General features: G+C 63.1%; 23 protein-coding genes and 1 riboswitch. Of the genes, 15 read left to right on the top strand and 8 right to left on the bottom strand.

The features are described 5' to 3' along the window. The first annotated feature begins 3 nt into the window (after positions 1-3). Positions 4-591, top strand: a complete 588-nt coding sequence (locus tag GTP58_RS11655; protein ID WP_161077623.1) for a 5-formyltetrahydrofolate cyclo-ligase — start codon at positions 4-6, stop codon at positions 589-591. Here GTP58_RS11655 and metF read toward each other — a convergent pair. From metF to ahcY, 3 genes are read right to left on the bottom strand one after another with little or no spacing between them, the layout of a single operon-like run. Then, positions 588-1,415 carry a methylenetetrahydrofolate reductase [NAD(P)H] gene (gene metF / locus GTP58_RS11660; RefSeq protein WP_072788174.1) on the bottom strand — a complete coding sequence of 276 codons (828 nt, stop codon included), beginning with the start codon at positions 1,413-1,415 and terminating at the stop codon, positions 588-590. The two genes, GTP58_RS11655 and metF, sit on opposite strands and share 4 nt — an antisense overlap. Then, positions 1,402-1,758: a phage holin family protein gene (locus tag GTP58_RS11665; RefSeq protein WP_072788172.1), complete on the bottom strand. Its 357-nt coding sequence runs from the start codon at positions 1,756-1,758 to the stop codon at positions 1,402-1,404. Before GTP58_RS11665 ends, metF begins: the two co-directional genes overlap by 14 nt. 49 nt (positions 1,759-1,807) lie before the next feature. Further along, a complete protein-coding gene (gene ahcY, locus GTP58_RS11670; RefSeq protein WP_161077624.1) occupies positions 1,808-3,235 on the bottom strand; it encodes an adenosylhomocysteinase in 1,428 nt (475 codons plus the stop codon). Positions 3,236-3,263: 28 nt separating this feature from the next. Then, positions 3,264-3,332, bottom strand: a riboswitch (S-adenosyl-L-homocysteine riboswitch). A gap of 113 nt (positions 3,333-3,445) precedes the next feature. On the opposite strand from ahcY, the gene GTP58_RS11675 reads away from it, so the two are divergent. Beyond that, a complete protein-coding gene (locus tag GTP58_RS11675; protein ID WP_161077625.1) occupies positions 3,446-3,958 on the top strand; it encodes a hypothetical protein in 513 nt (170 codons plus the stop codon). Between the two features lie 149 nt (positions 3,959-4,107). Here the strand turns inward: GTP58_RS11675 and metK are convergent, their stop codons facing one another. Beyond that, a complete protein-coding gene (gene metK / locus GTP58_RS11680) occupies positions 4,108-5,274 on the bottom strand; it encodes a methionine adenosyltransferase (protein ID WP_161077626.1) in 1,167 nt (388 codons plus the stop codon). 176 nt (positions 5,275-5,450) lie between these two features. Between metK and GTP58_RS11685 the strand changes: the two genes are divergently transcribed. The 3 genes from GTP58_RS11685 to dapF are packed head-to-tail and all read left to right on the top strand — an operon-like array spanning position 5,451 to position 8,047. After that, a complete protein-coding gene (locus GTP58_RS11685) occupies positions 5,451-6,302 on the top strand; it encodes a lysophospholipid acyltransferase family protein (protein WP_161077627.1) in 852 nt (283 codons plus the stop codon). Continuing rightward, positions 6,299-7,177 carry a lipid A biosynthesis acyltransferase gene (locus tag GTP58_RS11690; RefSeq protein ID WP_072788162.1) on the top strand — a complete coding sequence of 293 codons (879 nt, stop codon included), beginning with the start codon at positions 6,299-6,301 and terminating at the stop codon, positions 7,175-7,177. Before GTP58_RS11685 ends, GTP58_RS11690 begins: the two co-directional genes overlap by 4 nt. Positions 7,178-7,183: 6 nt before the next feature. After that, positions 7,184-8,047, top strand: coding sequence for a diaminopimelate epimerase (gene dapF, locus GTP58_RS11695; RefSeq protein ID WP_161077628.1), 864 nt, complete (start codon positions 7,184-7,186; stop codon positions 8,045-8,047). On the opposite strand, the gene GTP58_RS11700 is transcribed toward dapF, so the two are convergent. Then, on the bottom strand, positions 8,044-9,585 hold the full coding sequence (locus GTP58_RS11700) for an SEL1-like repeat protein (protein ID WP_161077629.1): 1,542 nt from the start codon (positions 9,583-9,585) through the stop codon (positions 8,044-8,046). The two genes, dapF and GTP58_RS11700, sit on opposite strands and share 4 nt — an antisense overlap. 408 nt (positions 9,586-9,993) lie before the next feature. Here GTP58_RS11700 and GTP58_RS11705 point away from each other — a divergent pair, with 408 nt between their 5' ends. The 10 genes from GTP58_RS11705 (at position 9,994) to GTP58_RS11750 (ending at position 18,985) form a co-directional block, all read left to right on the top strand. Next, positions 9,994-11,046, top strand: a complete 1,053-nt coding sequence (locus tag GTP58_RS11705; protein WP_161077630.1) for a porin — start codon at positions 9,994-9,996, stop codon at positions 11,044-11,046. A gap of 115 nt (positions 11,047-11,161) precedes the next feature. Continuing rightward, positions 11,162-11,830: a DUF484 family protein gene (locus GTP58_RS11710; protein WP_161077631.1), complete on the top strand. Its 669-nt coding sequence runs from the start codon at positions 11,162-11,164 to the stop codon at positions 11,828-11,830. 11 nt (positions 11,831-11,841) lie between these two features. Further along, entirely contained in the window at positions 11,842-12,777 is a 936-nt protein-coding gene (locus GTP58_RS11715) for a tyrosine recombinase XerC (RefSeq protein ID WP_161077632.1), read from the top strand. 132 nt (positions 12,778-12,909) lie between these two features. Next, a complete protein-coding gene (locus tag GTP58_RS11720) occupies positions 12,910-13,983 on the top strand; it encodes a GTP-binding protein (protein WP_161077633.1) in 1,074 nt (357 codons plus the stop codon). 82 nt (positions 13,984-14,065) lie between these two features. Further along, positions 14,066-14,512: an RNA polymerase-binding protein DksA gene (dksA, locus tag GTP58_RS11725; RefSeq protein WP_072788156.1), complete on the top strand. Its 447-nt coding sequence runs from the start codon at positions 14,066-14,068 to the stop codon at positions 14,510-14,512. Positions 14,513-14,631: 119 nt separating this feature from the next. Next, positions 14,632-15,936, top strand: coding sequence for an STAS domain-containing protein (locus GTP58_RS11730; RefSeq protein ID WP_161077634.1), 1,305 nt, complete (start codon positions 14,632-14,634; stop codon positions 15,934-15,936). A gap of 69 nt (positions 15,937-16,005) precedes the next feature. Continuing rightward, positions 16,006-16,548, top strand: a complete 543-nt coding sequence (hslV, locus tag GTP58_RS11735) for an ATP-dependent protease subunit HslV (RefSeq protein WP_161077635.1) — start codon at positions 16,006-16,008, stop codon at positions 16,546-16,548. Further along, positions 16,545-17,879, top strand: coding sequence for an ATP-dependent protease ATPase subunit HslU (hslU, locus tag GTP58_RS11740; protein ID WP_161077636.1), 1,335 nt, complete (start codon positions 16,545-16,547; stop codon positions 17,877-17,879). Before hslV ends, hslU begins: the two co-directional genes overlap by 4 nt. A gap of 9 nt (positions 17,880-17,888) precedes the next feature. After that, positions 17,889-18,095, top strand: coding sequence for a hypothetical protein (locus GTP58_RS11745; RefSeq protein ID WP_161077637.1), 207 nt, complete (start codon positions 17,889-17,891; stop codon positions 18,093-18,095). A gap of 155 nt (positions 18,096-18,250) precedes the next feature. Further along, positions 18,251-18,985 carry a helix-turn-helix transcriptional regulator gene (locus tag GTP58_RS11750; protein WP_161077638.1) on the top strand — a complete coding sequence of 245 codons (735 nt, stop codon included), beginning with the start codon at positions 18,251-18,253 and terminating at the stop codon, positions 18,983-18,985. 10 nt (positions 18,986-18,995) lie between these two features. Here the strand turns inward: GTP58_RS11750 and GTP58_RS11755 are convergent, their stop codons facing one another. From GTP58_RS11755 to gspF, 3 genes are read right to left on the bottom strand one after another with little or no spacing between them, the layout of a single operon-like run. Further along, positions 18,996-21,236 carry a patatin-like phospholipase family protein gene (locus GTP58_RS11755; protein WP_161077639.1) on the bottom strand — a complete coding sequence of 747 codons (2,241 nt, stop codon included), beginning with the start codon at positions 21,234-21,236 and terminating at the stop codon, positions 18,996-18,998. Between the two features lie 11 nt (positions 21,237-21,247). After that, a complete protein-coding gene (locus tag GTP58_RS11760) occupies positions 21,248-21,850 on the bottom strand; it encodes a type II secretion system protein N (RefSeq protein ID WP_161077640.1) in 603 nt (200 codons plus the stop codon). An 11-nt stretch (positions 21,851-21,861) separates the two neighbouring features. Then, a complete protein-coding gene (gspF, locus tag GTP58_RS11765) occupies positions 21,862-23,082 on the bottom strand; it encodes a type II secretion system inner membrane protein GspF (RefSeq protein ID WP_072788143.1) in 1,221 nt (406 codons plus the stop codon). Between the last annotated feature and the right edge of the window lie 7 nt (positions 23,083-23,089).

The raw sequence follows: 23,089 nt of genomic DNA on the forward strand, positions 1-23,089 counted from the left end.
ATTATGACCAGCGCTCCAAGAATACCACGCAGCGATGCCAACTCACCAGTACAGAAGGCGGATTTACGGAAGCAACTGCTGACCGCACGCCGCGCCATCGACAGCGGCATGCGCGCGGCCTGGGACCATGCGATTGGCACGCAGGTGATCGCCTGGTGGAAGGCCGCGCAGCCGGCCGCGCTGGGCGTCTACTGGCCACTGCGCGACGAACCGGATCTGCATGCGGCCTACGCCGAGCTGTCACGCCTGGGCGCGAAGCTGATGCTGCCGGTGGTGGTGGAAAAACATGCGGCGCTGGAGTTTGCCGAATGGAGCATCGGCGAGGCCATGGTCAAGGATGCGATGGGAGTCGCGGTGCCGGCCGACCTGCGCTTGCAGGCGGCGTATCCACCGGCGCTGCTGGTGCCCTGCCTGGGTTTCAGCCCGCAAGGGTATCGCCTTGGATATGGCGGAGGATTCTACGACCGCACGCTGGCGCGTTACGATCCGCGCCCGCAGACACTGGGCATTGCGTATCAGTGCCTGCAGGTGCGCTTTGACAGCGACGGTCACGATGTGGCGCTGGACCGCATCGTGACCGAATCCGCTTAAACCAGGCGTTGCCACAGCGCGGTGGTCGCCGCGGCCTGGTTCATGCTGTAGAAGTGCAGGCCTGGCGCACCGCCTTTGAGCAGGCGTTCGCACAATGCCGTGACCACGTCCAGACCAAAGGCCTTGATCGAGGCCGAATCGTCGCCGAAGCTGGCTAGCTTCAAACGCACCCAGCGCGGAATCTCGGCACCGCACATATCCGAGAAGCGCATCAGCTGCGTGTAGTTCGTGATCGGCATGATGCCCGGCACGATAGGCACGTTGATGCCCAGCTTGTTGGTTTGCTCGACAAACTGGAAGTAGGCATCCGCGTTGTAGAAGTACTGCGTGATCGCCGAGTTGGCGCCCGCCTTGATCTTGCGTTCAAACGCCTGCAGGTCGTCCTGCGGCGAACGCGCCTGCGGGTGGACTTCCGGATAGGCCGCCACTTCGATGTGGAAGTGATCGCCCGTCTCCTGGCGGATGAATTCCACCAGCTCATTCGCATAACGGAACTCGCCGGCCGCGCCGTAGCCGCTCGGCAGGTCGCCGCGCAGCGCAACGATGCGCTTGATGTTATGCGATTTGAACTCGGCCAGGATGTCGCGGATCGACTCGCGCGTACCGCCCACGCAGGACAGGTGCGGCGCGGCGTCTTCACCCGCGGCCAGGATTTCCACTACGGTGTCCAGCGTGCCGCGCTGCGTGGTGCCGCCGGCGCCAAAGGTCACGGAAAAATACTTCGGTTTTAATGCGGACAGCTTGGTGCGCGTGGCGCGCAGCTTTTCCGCGCCTTCCGGCGTTTTCGGCGGGAAGAATTCGATACTGAAATTAGGATTGTCCATCTGGGTTCTTCAGAAGTAAGGTAGACAAAGCCCAGGAAATCACGCTGTACAGCAGAGCGCCACCGACGGCCGACAGGAAGCTGTCGACGTGGAAGCCATCCACCCACTGCGCCACCAGCCAGAACATGAAGCCGTTGACGATAAAGATGAACAAGCCCAGTGACAGCAGGGTCACGGGCAGCGTCAGCAACAGTAACACAGGACGTATCAGCGTATTGACCAGGCCTAGTACAAGCGCCGCGACGAGGGCCGCCTTAATGCTTATGACATCGACGGAATGCATCAGGTAAGGCACTGCCAGCAAGGCAATTGCATTGATTAACCAGGTAAGGACCAAACGCATGTAAAGTTCTCGCTGCAAAAAAAGCGGGGCCATTGGCCCCGCTTTCAGATTAATAACGGTAGTGGTCTGGCTTGTACGGACCTTCTTGCGTCACGCCGATGTAGGCCGCTTGCTCTTCGGTCAGCACGGTCAGCTGCGCATTCAGTTTTTTCAGCTGCAGGCGCGCGACTTTTTCATCCAGGTGCTTAGGCAGCACGTACACACCCACCGGGTACTTGGCAGTGTTGGCATACAGTTCGATCTGGGCGATGGTCTGGTTGGCGAACGACGACGACATCACGTACGAAGGGTGGCCAGTGCCGCAACCCAGGTTGACCAGACGGCCTTCGGCCAGCAGGATGATGCGTTTGCCCGATGGGAAGATCACGTGGTCCACTTGCGGCTTGATGTTTTCCCAGGTGTACTTCTTCAGTGCAGCAACGTCGATCTCGTTGTCGAAGTGGCCGATGTTGCAGACGATGGCCTGGTCCTTCATCTTCAGGATGTGCGCTTCGGTCAGGATGTGATAGTTGCCGGTGCAGGTGACGAAGATGTCGCCATGCTCGGCAGCGTAATCCATGGTCACCACGCGGTAGCCTTCCATCGCTGCCTGCAGCGCGCAGATCGGATCGATCTCGGTCACCCATACTTGCGCCGACAGCGCGCGCATGGCCTGGGCCGAGCCCTTGCCGACGTCACCGTAACCGGCGATCACGGCGATCTTGCCGGCGATCATGACGTCAGTCGCGCGCTTGATGCCGTCCACCAGCGATTCGCGGCAGCCGTACAGGTTGTCGAACTTCGACTTGGTGACAGAGTCGTTGACGTTGATCGCAGGGAAGGCCAGCTTGCCTTCTTTGTGCATCTGGTACAGGCGGTGCACGCCAGTGGTGGTTTCTTCGGTCACGCCCAGGATGTGCGGCAGACGCTTGGAGTACCAGGCCGGATCTTTGGCCAGGCGGGCCTTGATGGCGTTGAACAGGCAGATTTCTTCTTCCGAGCCAGGCGCGGCCAGTACCGAGATATCTTTTTCAGCGCGCGCGCCCAGGTGCAGCAGCAGCGTGGCGTCGCCGCCGTCGTCCAGGATCATGTTCGAATAGACCGGGTTGCCAGCGGCATCGTTAGGCCATTCGAAGATGCGGTGGGTGTACTCCCAGTATTCGTCCAGGGTTTCGCCCTTGATCGCGAACACCGGGGTGCCGTTGGCGGCGATGGCCGCTGCAGCGTGGTCCTGGGTCGAGTAGATATTGCACGATGCCCAGCGCACTTGCGCACCCAGTGCTTCCAGGGTCTGGATCAGCACGGCGGTCTGGATGGTCATGTGCAGCGAACCGGTGATGCGCGCGCCTTTCAGCGGCTGCGCAGCAGCGAACTCTTCGCGAATGGCCATCAGGCCAGGCATTTCGGTTTCAGCAATCTTGATTTCTTTGTTGCCCCATGGCGCCAGCGAAATATCGGCAACCAGGTAGTCTTGAGCGGATTTGAGTACGGCGTTCATCACGCCCTCCTTTCATGAGTTGAAAAAAGTAACGTGAGCGCAGTTGGGGATCTCCGAGCCTGGCGAAGCAAAGTTCGTCGCAGCGCTCCTCGGAACATGCATTTTAGCATCGTTAAACCGGGATGGCGACAACAATCCGCCCGTTTGTGGGGGCGCAAACCGCTGCCGGCAGGGCCGGCCTATATTTTATTTTTGCCCGCGAGTGCCGCCATGACCATCGATCCGCGCGACGCCATCTGGAACGAAACCCATGACCTGCTGTACCGCGCCAGCTATGCCGCCGAGCTGGAAACCGCGCTGCTGGCACGCTGGGTCTGGCTGGACAGCGTAACCAAGATTGCCGTCGCCATCGCGTCCGGCGGCGCGGCGCTCGCCGGCCTCGTATTCTGGAAAAATAGCGACTATACTTTTTTATGGCCGATGTTCACGTCAGCCAGTACGCTGCTGGCCATCATTTCCAAACAGCTGGCGGTCGCCGACAAACTCAAGATCCATACGGCCTTGGCCACCGCACTGAGCGCGATGGTGATTGATATAGGCTCGCTCATCGTCCGCATGAAAATCAATGCGGATTTTCCAGTCGCGGATTTCGAGAAGAAACTGCTGGGCTTCAGGAGCGCCTACCGTGTGGAGGTCAGCCAGTTTCCGCATGATTTGCTGCTCACGCAGGCGCTACGCATCAGCACGCAGGAAGCGGTGAATCGCACCATCGACTATCAATAAAGGACGCATGATGATTCATAAAGACGACCCCAGGCGCTACGAACCGCCCAACCCGATCCCGCCGCCGCCCAAGCGGCCAACGTAGCACGCCAGATAGCACAACGCCCCGAATCCGGGGCGTTGGTGTTTTCAGCTAAGGCTGAGCTTGATTACTTGAGGCCGGCCGCAGCGCGCAGGATGGCGGCCTTGTCGGTGCGCTCCCACGAGAACTCCGGCTCTTCGCGGCCGAAGTGGCCGTAGGCGGCGGTCTTGGCGTAGATCGGACGCAGCAGGTCCAGCATCTGCACGATGCCTTTCGGGCGCAGGTCGAAGTGCTCTTGCACCAGTTCGGCGATTTTCTCGTCCGAGATCACGCCGGTGCCTTCGGTGTACACGGTAATGTTGATCGGACGGGCCACGCCAATCGCGTACGACACCTGCACCTGGCACTGGCGCGCCAGGCCGGCGGCCACCACGTTCTTGGCGACATAGCGCGCGGCGTAGGCAGCCGAACGGTCGACCTTGGACGGGTCTTTGCCCGAGAACGCGCCGCCACCGTGTGGCGAAGCGCCGCCGTAGGTGTCAACGATGATCTTGCGGCCGGTCAGACCGCAGTCGCCTTGCGGGCCGCCAATCACGAAACGGCCGGTCGGGTTGACCAGGTACTTGGTGTCCTGCAGCCATTCTTTTGGCAGCACCGGTTTGATGATTTCTTCGATGACGGCTTCTTCAATCGCCTTGTGCTGCATCTCTGGCGCGTGCTGGGTCGACAGCACCACGGTGTCCACGGCAACCGGACGGCCGTTGACGTAGCGCAGCGTGACTTGCGATTTGGCATCTGGACGCAGCCATGGCAGGCGGCCGTCCTTGCGCAGTTGCGACTGGCGCTCCACCAGACGGTGGGCGTAGTGGATCGCGGCCGGCATCAGTTCAGCGGTTTCATCGCAAGCGTAGCCAAACATCAGGCCCTGGTCGCCCGCGCCCTGGTCCAGATCCAGGCCTGCGCCTTCGTCCACGCCCTGAGCGATGTCCGGCGATTGCTTGTCGTAGGCGACCAGCACGGCGCAACCCTTGTAGTCGATGCCGTATTCGGTGTTGTCGTAGCCGATGCGCTTGATGGTTTCGCGCGCAACTTGAATATAATCAACGTTGGCGTGGGTGGTGATTTCACCTGCCAGCACGACCAGGCCGGTATTGCACAGCGTTTCAGCGGCAACACGGGCTTTCGGGTCCTGGGCCAGAATCGCGTCGAGAATGGCATCGGAAATCTGGTCAGCGACCTTGTCTGGGTGACCTTCCGAGACGGATTCAGAGGTGAAAAGATAATCATTTGACATCGCAAGCTCCTGATATAGGGGTGTAAACGGAATTGTCGCTTACCACGATGGCTTGCGACGCTTTAGCGATATTTATATCCCGCTTCGCAAGTTGTCATTAACTCAGCGGCTACTACTCTCATGGTATTTTACGCTTTTTTGAAAAAACTTGCTTCTGACACAGGCACAAAAACGACATGCTGGTTCCCATCTTCCGTTTTCTCTCGATCTTCCCATTGCCATTTTTGCATGCCGTCGGTGCAGCACTGGGCTGGGTGGTGTACTGGACGTCGCCGTCCTACCGCCGCCGCATGCGCGACAATATGCGCCAGGCCGGCGTCAGCCAGCATCTGAGCGCCGCCGTGGCGGAGGCCGGCAAGAGCATCATCGAACTGCCCTTTATCTGGTGCGCCGACCCGGCGCGCGTGTCGCGCCATGCCACGCTGGAGAACTGGGAACTGGTGCAGACCGAGCTGGACGCCGGCCGCGGCATCGTCTTCATGACGCCGCACCTGGGCTGTTTTGAAATCGTCGCCCAGGAAATCGCCCTGCGCACCGAGCTCATGGTGATGTACCGTCCGCCTAAAAAAGCCGCACTCAAGCCGCTCATCGAAGGCGCCCGCGCGCGCAACAACCTGCTGCTGGCGCCAGCCAATATGTCCGGCGTACGCATGCTGGCCAAGTGCCTCAAGAAAGGCAAGCCAGTCGGTGTGCTGCCCGACCAGGTGCCGCAGGAAGGCGAAGGCGTGTGGGCCACTTTCTTTGGCCGCGACGCCTACACCATGACCTTGCCGGCCAAGCTGGCCCTGCTTGGCGACGCCACCATCATCGTCACGTACGCGCAGCGTCTGCCCGGCGGCAAAGGCTATGTGATACGCTTCGTGCCCTTTGACGGCACGCTGGAAGGCGATAGCGCCGACCAGGCCCAGGCGATTAACACCGCCATGGAACGCCTGATCGTGCGCGAGCCGTCGCAATATTATTGGAGTTACAACCGCTACAAGGTGCCGCATGGAATTGACGCACCATCGGCGGGAGAACAAGTATGAAATTGATGTTAGGAATAATGTGGCTGCTGCACTGGCTGCCGCTGCCGGTGCTGGGCCGCTTTGGCGACGCCATCGGCAGCCTGCTGTTTGTGCTGCTGCGCTCGCGCCGCCATATCGCGCTGACCAATCTGCGCCTGTGCATGCCGGAGCTGACTGAAGCCGAGCGCGTGGACATTGCACGCCGCCACTTCCAGGCGTATTCGCGCAGCGTGTGGGAGCGCGCCATCCTGTGGTGGGCGCCGGAGTCGCGTCTGAAAAAGCTGATCCGGATTGAGCCGGCCGGCGAGATCCCGGTGGCCCAGATGACGGAAAAGCCGACCATCCTGCTGTGCCCGCATTTCGTTTGCCTTGATGTGGCGGGCGCCTCGATCGCCATGGAAGCCAGCGCCTCGTCGATGTATGTGACGCAAAAGAACGCCGCGTTTGACCAGGTGCTGCGCGCCGGCCGCGCGCGCTTCAAGCCGGTCAAGCTGTTCACGCGCCAGGACGGCATCAAGCCCATCCTGCGCGCGCTGCGCGACAAGCTGCCCTACTTCATGCTGCCGGACATGGACTTCGGCGAGAAGGACGCCGAGTTCGTGCCCTTCTTCGGCATCCAGGCCGCCACGCTGACCGCCACCGCGCGCATTGCCGCCACCACCGGCGCGCAGGTGATGCCGGTGATCGCCACCTTCCTGCCCGATTACCAGGGCTGGCGTGTGAAATTTTATCCAGTGTGGGACAATTACCCGGGTGAGGACATGGTGGCCGCGACCCGCCGCATGAACCAGTTCATTGAAGAGCGGGTGCGCGAAGCGCCGGCAGAATACTTCTGGACCCACAAACGCTTCAAGACGCGCCCGCAAGGCGAGCCTTCGCTGTACAGCCAACACTAAAAGCCCATGAAACTGAAATTCACCAAAATGCACGGCGCCGGCAACGACTTCGTTGTCATCGACGGCGTCAACCAGCACATCGATTTCACGCCGGCGCAATGGAAGCTGCTGGGCGACCGCCGTTTCGGCGTCGGTGCCGACCAGATCCTGCTGGTGGAAAGGCCTACCGAAGCGGGCTGCGATTTCCGCTATCGCATTTTCAATGCCGACGGCGGCGAAGTGGAGCAATGCGGCAATGGCTCGCGCGCGTTCGTGAAATTCGTGTCGGAAAAAGGGCTGACCGACAAGCAATCGATTACCGTGCAGACCAAGGCCGGCGTGATCGCGCCGCGCCTGGAAATCGACGGCAGCATCACGGTCGACATGGGCGCGCCAGTGCTGGAGCCGGCTCGCGTGCCGTTTGACGCGGAAGGCCTGCATGGTGAACAGCAAGGCCAGGATACGCTGTGGCCGCTGGTGCTGGAACTGGGCGGCGCGCGCGAAAGCGTGCTGATCTCGGTGGTGTCCATGGGCAATCCGCATGCGGTGCAGGTGGTGCCGGAAGTCGATACCGCGCCGGTGGAACTGACCGGCCCGCTGATCGAGCATCACTGCCGTTTCCCGAACCGCGTCAATGCTGGCTTCATGCAGGTGGTCAGCCGCCAGCACGTCAAGCTGCGCGTGTTCGAACGCGGCGTGGGCGAGACGCTGGCGTGCGGCACAGGTTCGTGTGCGGCCGTGGTGGCCGGCATCCGTCGTGGCCTGCTGGACAGCCCGGTGCGCGTCGATGCGCGCGGCGGCCAGCTGTCGGTAGCCTGGGCCGGCGAAGGCAAGCCGGTATTCCTGACCGGCCCGGCCGTGACCGTGTTTGAGGGCGAAATCGAGATCTAGGCAGCCAGCAGGTCGTCGCCGACGGCCGGCAGCCAGGTCTTGAGCCGGTACAGGCGCTGGCGGTAGTTGCCTTCCAGCCCATCCGGCCCGCTGTCGATGGATTCAAACAAGCGCACGATGCGGTCCAGCGCCTGCCGCTCGCGCGCCGTGCGCAGCAGCACCAGCCGGCGCTTGCTGCGGCCGTAGCTGGCGCGGATGTCCACCACCAGGCAATGGCCCTGGTCAGCCGCCTTCACATCCAGCAGCAGCGCTTCCGCCCGGCTCAGACCGAACAAGGCGGCCAGCTCCAGCCGCGCCGCCAGCAAGGGCTGGCTTTCCAATAGCTCCCGCGTCAGACACGCCAACAGGCTTGCCATCCAGCCCGCTTCCTTGGGCGCGGCAGCAACCCGCGCCAGCGCCGTCTCCGCTTCCGCGCAGCCTTGCGCAGCCGCTTTTTGCAGCCAGTAGGCGGCGCGTACATCGCTGTACTCATCCGTGCGGCGGTTGCGCCACGCGTACATGCCGCACTCGAGCTGCGCGCCGCAATGGCCCATTTCGGCCGCCCGCTCCAGATAGCTTTGCGCCTCCGCCACGCAGCGCTGGGAAAACTCGGGTTTCAGATAGATGCGCGACAGCGCGTACCACGCATCCGCCAGGCCTTGCTCGCCGGCCAGCGTCAGCCAGCGGATCGCGCGCTTGAAGTTGACGGCGGCAATGCCATTGCTCTGCCGCTTGCCGTCGCCATCCATGCGGGCAAACCACAGGCCCAGCGCCAGCTGGGCGCTGCGTTCGCCCGCGTAGGCGGCCAATTCCCGGCATTGATGCAGTTCGGCGTCGAGGTCGGCCGGCGGCAGCAGGTCGGCGCAGCGGGCCAGCAAGCTGAGTTGCTGCGGCCCCGGCAGCCAGTCGGTGGCGCGCGCCGCTTCCGCATCGGCGGGCGCCTCTGCCAGCAACGGTCCCAGCAACGACCGTGCCGCTTGCAGGAATGCCGTGGGGTCTTGCTGCCACAGCTGGTCCAGCCGTTGATAGTCCGCGGCGGCAATCGCGTTGTCCGCGCGCCACATCTGCGGCGCAGGCCGGCGTACCGCGACAGGACGCACGCGGCGCGGCGCCGCTGCGGCAGGGCTGAGCGGACCGCCGCCGTGTTGCTGCGTGAGCAGCCATTGCGCTTCGGTCAGGCCGGCGCGCGCGGCCACTTCCAGCGCCTGTTGTGCCTTGCCGTGCAAGGCGGTGGCCCCGGCTTGCACCGGATGCTGCAGCACCAGCTGCGCCAGCACCAGGCCCGCGTGTTCGATGCCGGCGTCATAGGCGCGCTCATACCAGCGCAGCACATCGGGCAGGCAGTTCCGGGCAATGTCATAGGGAATGTGGCTGCCGATCAGGCGCCATGCCTCCACCAGCTCCTGCCGGGCGGCACGGCTCAGCCAGTGCAGCGCGGTTGGCATGTTGAGCGGCAGACCGGCGCCGCCAAACAAGTAGAGCTTGCCCAGCGCCAGTTGGCAGTCCGCGTCTCCGGCACGGGCGCCACGTATGATCCCTAACTCTTCTCGATTGGCCATCGTCTCTTTATGAATGCGATTCATCGAAAGCGGGGGACGCCGCTGTGTTGTCTGCGGCGCCATATGAACCTAAGTTTAGCGTGCGATTGACGCCACACACCAGCCATACGCCCAAACAATATGCGTAGCGGCTTGATCTGCCACAAGCGCCCTCCCCCGCTCCGACCTGTACGCTAGAGCTGTTTTTATGCCCTGATGCATGCAAATCGCGCTCGGAACGGGGCAAATAAGGGGACGGGCAAGCGTTTCAAAAATACAACAGGAAGCCGGGCTTACACGGCTTTCGACCAAAACAACTCGTCACAATCGACCATTCCAGCACAATTGCCGCAGCCAGCCATTAAGGTTCTAGCAACCGGCAGTCTTGCAGCAGTGGGGATGAGAACTACACTTATAAAGGAATCACAAATGAAAAAAACTCTGGTGGCTCTGGCACTGACTGGCGTATTTTCTGTCGCCTACGCGCAATCGTCCGTGGTGATTTACGGCACGCTGGATGCAGGTGTTTCGCGGCGCACCGATACCGACGTGACTGCCGTCGGCAAACGCGATAACAACAAACTTGGTTTCCGTGGCGTGGAAGACCTCGGCAGCGGCCTCAAGGCGCTGTTCCAACTGGAGATCCGCTACGAGCCGGACACCGGCGTGATTGAAAACACCACCCGTCCCCTGTTCCAGGGCCAGAGCCGTGTCGGGCTGCAGGGCGACTTCGGTACGCTGCGGATCGGCCGCGCGCTGACCGCGTTCCAGGAAACCAGCACCGCGTTTGAACCGTGGGCCGGCATGCCGGCCGTGGCCGGCTACCAGACCGACTTGCAAGTGGCGGGCTATACCTCCGATCCGCTGAGCCCGGCCGGCAACTCGGCCAACCGTTTCTCCAACGCCGTGTTCTACAACACGCCAGTGATCGGCGGCATCTTCCAGCTCAACGTTACCGTCGGCACCAAGGAGGCTGCCAACAACCCGGTCATCATTGGCCGCGGCACGGCCACCCTGCCGCAATTCCCGGCCAACACCATGGCGCCGGTCAACCCGTACTCGCTGAGCGCGACCGTGACCAACGGCCCGGGCGCGGCCTATGTGGCGTATGAACGTAACGCCGTGTCCACCAAGCTGTGGTCGATCGGCGCCTCGTTCAAGCCGATTCCCGACCTGAAGCTCATGGGCTCCTACCAGCGCCAGGACCAGGACTACAGCGTGCCGATCAATCCGATCACCAAGGCCTGGCTGATCGGCGCCAACTACAACATCGGCGCCGGCATGATACGCGCCGGCTTCGGCCAGAAAACCCCGGACAACGTGCTCAACAGCGCAGCCATCGCCAAGACCAAGCAGTTCTCGCTGGGCTATGACTACAACCTGTCGCCACGCACCTATCTGTACATCGACGGCACCCGCAAGAAGCTGACGCCGGCGGCCACTTTCAACTTCTACAGCGTGGGTATCCACCACAACTTCTAACCAGCGCAGTCGCCAAGAACTGCCAGCGTGAGTTGGGGAATGACGGGCATGGGTCCACCATGTCCGTTTTTTTTCGTTTAGAATTGCAGTTCAACCTAGCCTACCAAGTACTTCAATGACTTCCCCACTGGACTCCAACGCCGTCGCGCAATACCTGACCGACCATCCGCATTTCTTCGAAGAGCACGCTGAGCTGCTGGGAGAAATCAAGTTATCCAGTCCGCTGACCGGCCGCGCCGTATCGCTGCAGGAACGCCAGATGGAAGTGTTGCGCGACAAATACAAAGCGCTGGAACTGCGCATGCACAACCTGATGCGCCTGGCTTCCGAAAACGAAGCCATCGCCAACAAGTTCCACCGCTGGACCCAGACCCTGCTGCAATCGGAAGATGTGGGTTCCTTACCACACGCGGTGACCAGCGGCCTGAAAACCGCGTTTGAAGTGCCGCAGGCGACCGTGCGTATCTGGGGCGCCGCGCCCGACTACCGCGACGAGTGGTTCGTCAAGGGCGTGTCGGACGATGCCCGCATCTTCGCCAACAGCCTGCTGGCGCCGTACTGCGGCGCCAACAAGGACTTTGAAGCGGTGCGCTGGCTGGACGATCCGACCGCCGTGGTCTCCACCGTCATCATCCCGCTGCGCAAGCCGGGCGACAAGCAAGCGTTCGGCCTGCTCATCATGGGCTCGCAGGACGCCAACCGCTTCACTGCGCTGATGGCCACCGACTTCCTGGTCCACATCGGCGAAACCACCAGCACCGCGCTGGCCTGGCTGCTGGCCTGAGGCCCGGCGCCATGAGCGACGTTCCAGACAGCAAGCTGGCCTGGATCGACGCCTACCTGGCCCATCTGGGCGGCGTGCGGCAGCTGTCGAAGCACACCACTGCCGCCTACGCGCGCGACCTGCAGGCGCTGGCCACACTGACCGGCGCCCAGGACTGGCCGCAGATCGACCATTTCGCGATCCGCCGCCTGGCCGCCAAGCTGCACGCGCAGCAGCTCGATCCCCGTTCGATTGCGCGCAAGCTGTCCAGCTGGCGCGGCTTTTTCAACTGGCTCAGCGACAAAATGGCGCTGGCCGCCAACCCGGTCCAGGGCGTGCGTGCGCCCAAGCGCGCCAAGACGCTGCCACGCGCGCTGTCGGTTGACGATGCGGTGCAGCTGGTGGCGCCCGCGCGCCCGGCGGCCGGCACCGGCAGCGAGCCGGCCGAGCTGTGCAACCGCGCCATGTTCGAGCTGCTGTATTCCAGCGGCCTGCGCGTCTCCGAGCTGGCCAGCCTGGACCGCATGCCCAGCCGCGATGGCCTGGGCTGGGTAGAAATCGGCAACCGCGAAGTCATTGTCACCGGCAAGGGCAACAAGCGCCGCAGCGTGCCGGTCGGCAGCGCCGCCATGGAGGCGCTGCAGGCGTGGCTGGCCGTGCGGCCCGCGCCCACCGACGGCAGCGACGCCCTGTTCCTGAGCACACGCGGCACACGCGTATCGCCGCGCGTGATCCAGCAGCGCCTGCAAACCCATGGCGTCCAGCACGGCGCGCCGGTCCACGTGCATCCGCACATGCTGCGCCACTCGTTTGCCTCGCACGTGCTGCAATCCTCGGGTGACCTGCGCGCGGTGCAGGAAATGCTGGGCCACAGCAGCATCGCCTCGACCCAGGTCTACACGGCGCTGGACTTCCAGCACCTGGCCGAGGTCTACGACAAAGCCCATCCGCGCGCCAAACTGAAATAAACGCCAGCCAACGCGTACTGATATCGCTCAATCAGGCGAATTGCTGGCGCCGCAAAAATTCCGGCATAATCGGCCGGTTGTATTTTTGCATTTGATCCCCATTTAGGGTTCCCCGATCACTGATAACGCGACATGGCTATGATTCCGACCACCATCCTCACCGGCTTCCTGGGCGCCGGCAAGACCACCTTGCTCAATCGCATCCTGCAGGAAGAGCATGGCATGCGCATTGCCGTCATTGAAAACGAGTTCGGCCAGGAAAACATCGACAACGAAATCCTGGTGCAGGACAGCGGCGAACAAATCGTGGAAATGAACAACGGCTGCATCTGCTGCACCGTGCGCGGCGACCTGATCGTGGCGCTGAGCAATCTGGCGCAAAAGCGCGAAGCGGGCGAGATCCAGTTTGACCGCGTGGTCATCGAAACCACCGGCCTGGCCAATCCTGGTCCGGTAGCGCAGACTTTCTTTGTTGACGAAGAAGTGGGCGCTAACTACATGCTGGACGCCGTGGTCACCGTGGTGGACGCGCGCCACGCGATGGACCAGCTGGACCAGCACGAAGAAGCCCAGCGCCAGGTCGGTTTCGCCGACAAGCTGCTGCTGTCCAAGGCCGATCTGGTGAACGCAGACCAGCTGGCGGCGCTGACCGCCCGCCTGACCCGCATCAACCCGCGCGCGCCGATCAGCAAGTCCGACTTTGGCCGCGCACCGATTGCCGAGGTGCTGGACCTCAAAGGCTTCAACCTCAACGACAAGCTGGAGCTGGACCCCGACTTCCTGCTGACCGAGCAGACCCACGAAGACGGCCACGTCCATGACGAACACTGCGGCCATCACCATCATCATGAGCATGACCATGCGCATGGGGAGCACTGCGATCACGACCATCACCACAGCCATCACACCGATGACATCGCGGCGTTCGTGTTCAAAAGCAACCGTCCGTTTGACACCGCCAAGCTCGACGAGTTCCTCGGCGGCCTCATCAATGTCTACGGTCCTCGCATGCTGCGCTACAAAGGCGTATTGTTCATGCAGGACGCTGATCGTAAAGTAGTGTTCCAGGGCGTGCACCAGATTATGGGCAGCGATCTGGGCGCAAAATGGGGAGAAAACGACGTTCGTGGCAGCAAAATGGTATTTATCGGCAAAAATCTGCCCAAAGACATCTTTATTAGCGGTTTAGAACAATGTCTGGTATAAACTATCCCGGTTTTGTGGGTAAAACCACAATCCCGGGCTGATTAATGTGACAAACTCTGTCGTATCGAAGGTAAGCGAAGTTATGACCAAAACTAATAAATCGACCCCAGCAGCCGCCGAGCGCATCCTGACCGAAGAAGAAATTCTGAAGATGGATGACAAGGATTATATGAATCCAGCGCAGATGGCCTTTTTCAAGGCCAAGCTGCAAGCGCTGGAAAAAGAGCTGCTGAAGAACGCTGGCGAAACCACCGAGCACTTGCGCGAAACCGTGCTGGTGCCGGATCCCGCTGACCGCGCCACCATCGAGGAAGAGCACGCGCTGGAACTGCGCACCCGCGACCGCGAGCGCAAGCTGCTCAAGAAAGTCCAGCAGTCGATCGTGGCCATCGACAACAACGACTACGGCTGGTGCGAAGAAACTGGCGAACCGATCGGCATTCCCCGCCTGATCGCGCGTCCGACCGCCACGCTGTCGCTGGAAGCCCAGCAACGCCGCGAACTGAAGCAGAAGCTGTACGGCGACTGATCGTTCCATCTCAGCAAAAAGCACGCGCCTGACCCCGCGTGCTTTTTTTACGCCGTTTTGCACAGTCCGTCCGATAGGTAATGGGGCAAAGCCGCCGCTTGCGGCTACACTATGTCGCTATGGGATTGTTCTCTATCTTCAAGAAGTCCGAGACCTTGCCGCCGCTCACCGACGATGAAGCGGCGCGGCTGGCTGCCAACAGCGAAGCCGAGCGCCAGAGCCAGCAAGCGCGCCAGCGCGAAATCGCCCGCGCCACCGCCATGAAGATCGATGCGATTGAATCGGCCATGGCGGCCGACATCTTCAACCTGCCCGAACCCGCCTGGGGCAGCCAGCGTCCCGTACGGCCGCCGCGCGCCGCCGGCAACGACGCCTTCGACGCCATCGCCACCACCCTGCTGTTGGGCGACGACGCGCTGCCGCTGGCCGTGGCCGATGCCGCCACGCCCGTGGTGGAAGAAATCGCCATCCTGTACGCCAACGGCCAGCGCGCCGTCGCCGAGCAGATGCTCAGCGACGCGGTTGCCGCTACGGCCGGCCTCAACAGCGACCGCACGCCGTGGTGGATGCTGTTCGACCTGTACCAGGTCAGCGGCCAGCAGGACGCGTTTGACAGCCTGTCGATCGACTATGCGAGCACGTTTGAAACCTCGCCGCCGCCATGGAATGCGCCGGCCGCGCTGGCCACCGCCTCGCCTGGCTGGGCCGGCCTGACGCCCACCGCTGCCCTGTCCGGCGTGCTCGACCAGCACATCGCGCCACAACTGGAGCGACTGCGCCAGCAAGCTGCCAGCAGCCCGGTACTGCGCCTTGAATTCAGCCGCGTCAGCGCCGTCGATGCCGAAGGTTGCGCGCTGCTGCTGGACACGCTGCGCCAGCTGCAAGCCAGCCAGCGCGAACTGATCCTGGTCGGCGCCCCGGCCCTCGCCACGCTGCTGCGCGACGGCATCGCCACCGGCCGCCGCGAAGGCGGCGAAGCGCCGTGGCTGCTGTTGCTGGAACTGCTGCAGCTGCAACAGCGCGAAAAGGAATTCGAGCACACGGCCATGGACTACTGCGTGACGTTTGAAGTCTCGCCGCCGTCGTTCACGCCGCCACAGCAAGTGGCGATGGCGCCGGTGCAGAACATCGCCGCCTCATCCGACCGCTTCATGCTGCCGCCCGTCATAGAACATCAGCTGGGGCCTTTACTCCCGGCGATCCAGCAGTATGCTGAACAGTACCCGGCGCTGGTCTTCGACTGCTCGCGCCTGACCCGCATCGACTACGCCAGCGCACTCCAGCTGCATTCCGTGCTGCAAGCGCTGGCGGCGCAAGGCGAGGGCCGCAAAATCGCCCTGCGCGACGTGAACCATCTGGTCACGGCGCTGTTAAGATTACTCGGCTACGCCAGCCTGGCGCGCATCTACCCGCACAAGTATTAACTTGCAATTCCGTTTCCCAGCCCCATTTTCCAGTCTTGAAGCAGTCCGCATCATTACTTTGAGGTAACTATGGAACAATTTCACGGCACCACCATCCTGTGCGTGCGCCGCAGCAAGCAGGTCGCGCTGGGCGGCGATGGTCAGGTCACGCTGGGCAATATCGTCATGAAGGGCACGGCCCGCAAGGTGCGCAAGGTGTACCAGGGCAAGGTCCTGGTCGGCTTCGCTGGCGGCACCGCCGACGCGTTCACGCTGCTGGACCGCTTTGAAGGCAAGCTGGAAAAACACCAGGGCAATCTGCTGCGCGCCTCGGTCGAGCTGGCCAAGGACTGGCGCACCGACCGCGTGCTGCGCCGTCTGGAAGCCATGCTGCTGGTGGCCGATGCCGAATCGACGCTGGTCATCACCGGCAATGGCGACGTGCTGGAACCGGAAGATGGCGTGGGCGCCATCGGCTCGGGCGGCACCTACGCGCAATCGGCCGCCAAGGCCTTGGTCGAGAACACGGAACTGTCGCCGTCGGAAGTCGTCAAAAAATCACTGACCATTGCCGGTGAGCTGTGCATCTACACCAATCTGAACCACATCATTGAAACACTGGATCCAGCATGAACATGACCCCGCAGGAAATCGTCGGCGAACTCGACAAACACGTGGTTGGCCAGGGCAAGGCCAAGAAGGCGGTCGCCATCGCGCTGCGCAACCGCTGGCGCCGCCAGCAGGTGGAAGAACCGCTGCGGCATGAAATCACGCCGAAAAACATCCTCATGATCGGCCCCACCGGCGTTGGCAAGACCGAGATCGCGCGCCGCCTGGCCAAGCTGGCCGATGCGCCGTTCATCAAGATTGAAGCCACCAAGTTCACCGAAGTCGGTTACGTCGGCCGCGACGTCGACACCATCATCCGCGACCTGATCGATATTGGCGTCAAGCAGACCCGCCAGGCCGAGATGGCCAAGGTCCGCGCGCGCGCAGAAGATGCCGCGGAAGACCGCGTATTGGACATCCTGCTGCCGCCGGCGCGCGATTTCGGCTTCACGCCATCCGGCGCGGACGCCCCGAAAGACGACAGCACGCGCCAGACCTTCCGCAAGCGCCTGCGCCAGGGCGAGCTGGACGACAAGGAAATCGACATCGAGCTGGCCGAAACCGGTCCGCAAATGGAAATCATGGCGCCGCCGGGCATGGAAGAAATGACCGAGCAGATCAAGTCCATGTTCTCCGGCATCGGCGGCCAGCGCAAGAAGGCGCGCAAAATCAAGATCAAGGAAGCCATGAAAATCCTGATCGAGGAAGAAGCGGCCAAGCTGATCAACGAAGAAGAAATGAAGCAGAAGGCGATCCAGAACGTCGAACAGAACGGCATCGTCTTCCTGGACGAGATCGACAAGATCGCCTCGCGTTCGGAAGTGGGCGGCGCCGATGTCTCGCGCGCCGGCGTGCAGCGCGACCTGCTGCCGCTGGTGGAAGGCACGACCGTCAACACCAAGTACGGCATGATCAAGACCGACCACATCCTGTTCATCGCCTCGGGCGCCTTCCATCTGGCCAAGCCGTCCGACCTGATCCCCGAGCTGCAGGGCCGCTTCCCCATCCGCGTCGAGCTGGAGTCGCTGTCGATCGCCGATTTCGAACGCATCCTGACCAGCACCGACGCCTGCCTGACCAAGCAGTACGAAGCGCTGCTGTCGACCGAAGACGTCAAGCTGGAATTCGCGCAGGAAGGCATTACCCGCCTGGCGGAGATCGCCTACTCGGTCAACGAGCGCACTGAAAACATCGGCGCCCGCCGGCTGTACACGGTGATGGAAAAACTGCTGGAAGAACTGTCCTTCACGGCCAGCGAAGACAGCGGCAAGACCATTGTGATTGACGCCGCGTATGTCAACGCGCGTCTGGATGCGCTGGCGGTCAACGAAGACCTGTCGCGCTACGTGCTGTAGGGAACGGGCATGGCAAACAAGGCCCTGGCAACCCGGCAAAAGATGACGATGCGCGTTGAGCCATCGCAAAAGGCGCCGCGCAACCCGGTGGCCGTGGCAGCCAAGCTGCGGGCCGGAGGCGCCGGCCCGCACGCCAAGCCGCAATCGGCAGACCGCCAGGCCAGCAAACGCCTGCTGGCCAAAATCGATCCGAAACGGCATCTGGATGAGCAGTGACCTTCGGCGGGGGCCCGTCATGGCTCCCGCTCCCGGTCGATGTTTAGAGTGTGCGTCAGTTAGCTGCGATGTACTAATTGATTATTCCGAAGATTGGCTCTCAGACCTAAAGGTATCGTGATACGATACCTTTTTTGTTTTTAACAAGGCTGGAAATGAGTTCACCGGAATTGCTGCTGCAAGTGCTGCGGACCCAGATGCGGGCGGCGGGCGTCACCTACAAAATGCTGGCGGAGCGGATTTCGATGAGCGAGTCCAGCGTCAAACGCATGTTCGGCCAGCAGGACATGTCGCTGTCGCGGCTGGCGCAAATCTGCAAGGCCGCCGGGGTGCCGATGGAAGACGTGCTGCGCGGCGCTGCCGACGCCACGCCGCAGGCCGACCGTCTGACGCTGCCGCAGGAAAAATCCCTGCTGGCCAATCCCAACCTGCTGCTCATGGCGATCTGCTGCCTGGGGCACTGGACGCTGGAGCAGGTGCTGGAAACCTATACGCTGACCGAGCCCGAGTGCATCGTCCTGCTGGCCGAGCTGGACCGGCTGGGCGTGATCGAACTCAAGCCGATGAACCGCTACCGCCTGCGCGTCTCCAACGCGTTCCGCTGGCTGCCGGACGGCCCGGTACAACAGTTCTTCCGCGAACATGCCGTCGACGACTACTTCAGCGGCAGCTTCGACGGCGCCGGCGAAACGCTGATGTGCCTGCCAGCGCGGCTGTCGCTGCCCAGTGCGCTGGAGCTGGTCGGCCGCATCCAGCAACTGGCGGGCGAGCTGTCGCGGCTGCACCAGAGCGACCGCCGCCTGGCGCCGCAGGAACGCGACGGCTTCACGCTGCTGGTCGGCTTCCGCTCCTGGGAATTCACCGCCTTCACCGCCCTGCGCCGCAAATAAGTTCGGGGTATTACCAGATAGGGCCGAGGAACAGGTAGGCGCTGCTGTTGCCGCCCTTGGTGGTGCCGGTGCCGAAGTACAGCGGGCCGAAACGGGTGTCGACCGCGACAAACGCACTGGCCGCCTGCTTCAGCGAACCCCAGCGCAGCGGGTCCTGCGGACTGTAGGCGCCGCCCGCTTCGAGCGAGAAACCGAGCCGCACATCGCCACCCAGGGCGGCCGGCATGGCGCCGATGCTGCGCGCCATCACGATACGCCCCAGTATGGTACGGCTGCCCTGTACCGAATCAGGCGTGGTGCCGGACAGCCGCAAGAAGCCGCCCAGGTTATTCTCCGACGCGCCACCCTGGCTGCGCGCCCATTCCGCATACACGTGGCCAGCCCAGCGGCCGGCATGGAAAGCTTCCAGCCCCTGCACCCGCTGCTGCGTCGGCGCCGGCGAAGTGATGCCGCTCTTCTGTACCGCGCGCTGCCAATCCAGCGTAAACAGGGTGCCACGCGTGGGGAAGGCGATCGTGTCCAGACTATCGATGTTGAAGGTCAACGCATGCACGGTCTGCGTCTCGCGCTGTTTTTCCAGCACTTCCGGTATCGAGTAATGGCCCCTGGCCAGCTGGCGCACCAGCGAATAGCGCAAGTCGCCCCAGCGTCCCAGCTGACGCCCGAGGACCAGCGACGCCGCCTGATAATCGTAGGCCAGGCGGGCCTGGCGCAGTCCTCTGGAATCAAACAGATCGGTCGACGAGGCGCCATATTCCAGCGTCGGCGCCACATACCACTGCGAGCCCACGCCCAGCGGCTGCCAGAACTGGGTGGTCAGCGCCCGTTCGGTGCCCACACGGCCGATGGTGCGCAGCTCCGCGCCCCAGTCGTTCAGGGACGACAGCACGTGCATGACCTTGAGCTCAAACGCATTGTTATCGGTGAAGTCGCTGCTCAGCTCCAGCCCCACGCGCAGCCGGCTGTGCGCCCATTCGGCTTCGGTCGGTTTAATCAGCACGCTGCGGCCATTCTCGTCATCGCGCACTTCGGTTTCCACCCGTGCCAGGTCGCCACGGCCAAACAGCTGGTTACCCGCTTTGTTGGCCTGCTCGCTGGTCACCAGTTGCCCCAGCTTCAGGCCCGATTGTATTTCCAGTTCTTTCGGATTGATGCGGCCACTGGGCGCCACTTCCAGCTTGGTCAGCCTCACCGGCTGGTCGATCGCCACTGGCGCCGAGGAGCGCGCCAGCTCATACGACGCATACTGCGCCTCCGGCAAGGCCAGCGCCACCAGCCGGCCGCTCATGGCGCGCACTGCGGCCTCGCCCTCTTTCATCGCGCGCTCATGGCGGGCGAAATCGAGGAAGCCGATGCCGCCCAGATCCGGCTGCAGCAGGATGTCATCCGGGCGCAGTTCTTTCAGCGAGCGCTGGACGTTTTGCTCGGTCAGGATCTGCAGCATCTGCTGCGCCACGCTGACCGCGCTGACCAGTTCCTTCTCCTGCGCCAGCGGCGTGCCAACGTTGACGGCGATGATGATATCCGCGCCCATCTCGCGCGCGACGTCCACCGGCAGGTTGCGCACCAAGCCACCATCCACCAGCAGGCGCTGATTGACGCGCACCGGCGCGAACACGCCCGGCACCGCGAGCGAGGCGCGCATCGCCAGGAACAGCGGCGTGTCGTTCAGCTCCACCAGCTCACCCGTCACCAGGTCGGACGCCACGGAACGGAACGGCAGCTGCAGCAGATTGGCGGGCTTGTCGCGCGCGCCCGGCGGCAGGACGCGGCTCAGCGCCAGTTCCAGCGCTTCGTTACCGGCGGCGGCAGGCGGCAGCGAGACGCCATCCAGATGCGCGCCCAGCTCGATCCGCGACGGCAGCAGCAGGTCTTCCTCGCGGCGGCGGTACACCAGCTCATCGCGCGGCGGACGGTCCGCCACCACCGCATTCCAGTCGGTGCGGCGCACCAGCTGCTCCAGCTGTTCCACCGAGCTGCCTGCCGCATACGCGCCGCCGACCACACTGCCCATGCTGGTGCCGACCACGATGTCTACCGGAATACGCAGCTCCTGCAAGGCGCGCAGCACGCCGATGTGGGCAAAGCCACGCGCACCACCGCCCGACAGCACCAGCGCGACTTTAGGGCGCGGCTTGATGGCCGCATCCGGCGCCACCGAGGTGGCATTCGGCGGCTGCTGCGCTGCCAAGGCGCCAGATAAGAAAAAACCGCAGCATAAAGCTGCGGCCAGTGATCGGAGATAAGCCATGGGCTACCCTGCTAGTTATCGTGGGTTGGGATGGGAGGAATGCCCATCGGCGCAATGCCACGCTGCGGCGTGGTCTGTGCATTTTGTTGTGGTTGTACCGGCACCTGGGGCGGCGTTTGCTGTAACACTGGCTGCTGCACCGGCGGCGGCGCCGGCATGGCCGGCTGCTGCGGCGACATCGCCGGGCCAGGCAGACCGCTTGCGGGGCCGCTGGAGACGCCGTCACCGCTAGGCAGGTCGAGACGTTTGATCACGCCGCCTTCGGACAGGATCACATGCCTCGGGTGTACTTCCTTGACGATCACGCCCGGCACGATCTCCTTGCCGACCGCCAGCGCCTCCGCTGGTTTGTTATCGACCGAGATGATGGCAGCGCTGTCTTCGCCACGCGCCGCCACCACGCCTTTAAGCTGGTAGCTGCTGACGGCGGCAACCGTGATCTGCCCGCCAAACAGTCCCTTGGCCGCATCCATGTCGATGCCCACGGGCGGTGGTGGCGGCGGCGCGGCAATCACGCGCTGCTGCGGCTTGAACAACTGCAGTCCCCAGTAAGCCAGCGATGCCGACAGCAGCACCACAGCGAGAACAGTAACGATTAAGGGCAAACGCTTCATGGTGTCCTTTATCAGCGTACCAGCTGATTGATTTCGATAATAGGCATCAGCACGGCCAGCACGATCAGCAGCACCACCACGCCCATGGCCAGGATCAGCGCCGGTTCGAGCAGGCCGGCAATGGTCAGCGTGCGGCGTTCCAGGTCGGATTCCTGGGCGGCGGCGGCGCGGTCCAGCATGGCCGGCAATTCGCCGGTGATTTCGCCGGCACGTATCATGTGTATCAGCATCGGCGGGAAATGCTTCTGCGCCGACAGCGCGCGCGCCAGGCTCACGCCTTCGCGCACGGCATCGCTGGCCTCTTCCACCAGCTCCCGCATGGCGACGTTGTTCAGCGTGTCGCGGCTGGTTTCCAGCGCGCGCAAGATCGGCACGCCGGAACCGGTGGTGATCGCCAGCGTGCTGGCAAAGCGCGAGGTATTCAGGCTGCGTTCAAACTTGCCGTACAGGGGTGCCGTCAGCAGCCAGGTGTGCCAGCGCCGTTTCAGCGCCGGGTTCTGCAAGGCGCGGCGCCACATCACCCAGGCGCCGATCAGGGCAATCGCCACCACGATGCCGTAGTGGCGCACAAAGTCCGACACCGCCAGCATGATGACGGTCAGGATCGGCAGTTTCTGCTTGGTGTTGGCAAACACCGATACGATCTGCGGCACCACGTAGGTCAGCAGGAAGATCACAATGGAGAACGCCACCACCGTCACAATCGCCGGATAGGTGAAGGCCAGGCGCACTTTCTGCACCAGCGCGTTGCGGCGCTCGATGTAGTCGGCAAGGCGCGACAGCACGCGCGACAGCTGGCCGATCTGCTCACCGGACGCCACCAGCGCGCGGTAGATTTCCGCAAAGTCGCGCGGATGGCGGCCCAGTACCGCCGACAGCGAATCGCCGCCGATCACTTCCGACCGCACCGAGGCAATCAGGTCGCGCAGATACGGACGCTCGGCCTGCTCCAGCAAGGCGGTGAAGGCCTGCTCCAGCGGCAGTCCCGCTTCCAGCAGGCTGGCCAGCTGGCGCGTGAACAGCGCCAGCTCGGTCGCGCTGAGGCGCTCGCCGAGGCCGCGGCTGCGCGTGGCGCCCGAGGCATCCACCTGCGTGGCGATCAGATCGACCTTGAGCGGCACCAGTCCCTGCGCGCGCAGTTCCGCACGCGCCGAGCGGGCGCTGTCGGAATTCAGTACGCCTTTTTTGGTGGCGCCACCGGCATCGGCGGCTTCATAACGAAATGCGGGCATGGTGTGT

Source organism: Duganella sp. CY15W, from assembly GCF_009857555.1.
Taxonomy (GTDB): Bacteria; Pseudomonadota; Gammaproteobacteria; order Burkholderiales; family Burkholderiaceae_D; genus Rugamonas; species Rugamonas sacchari.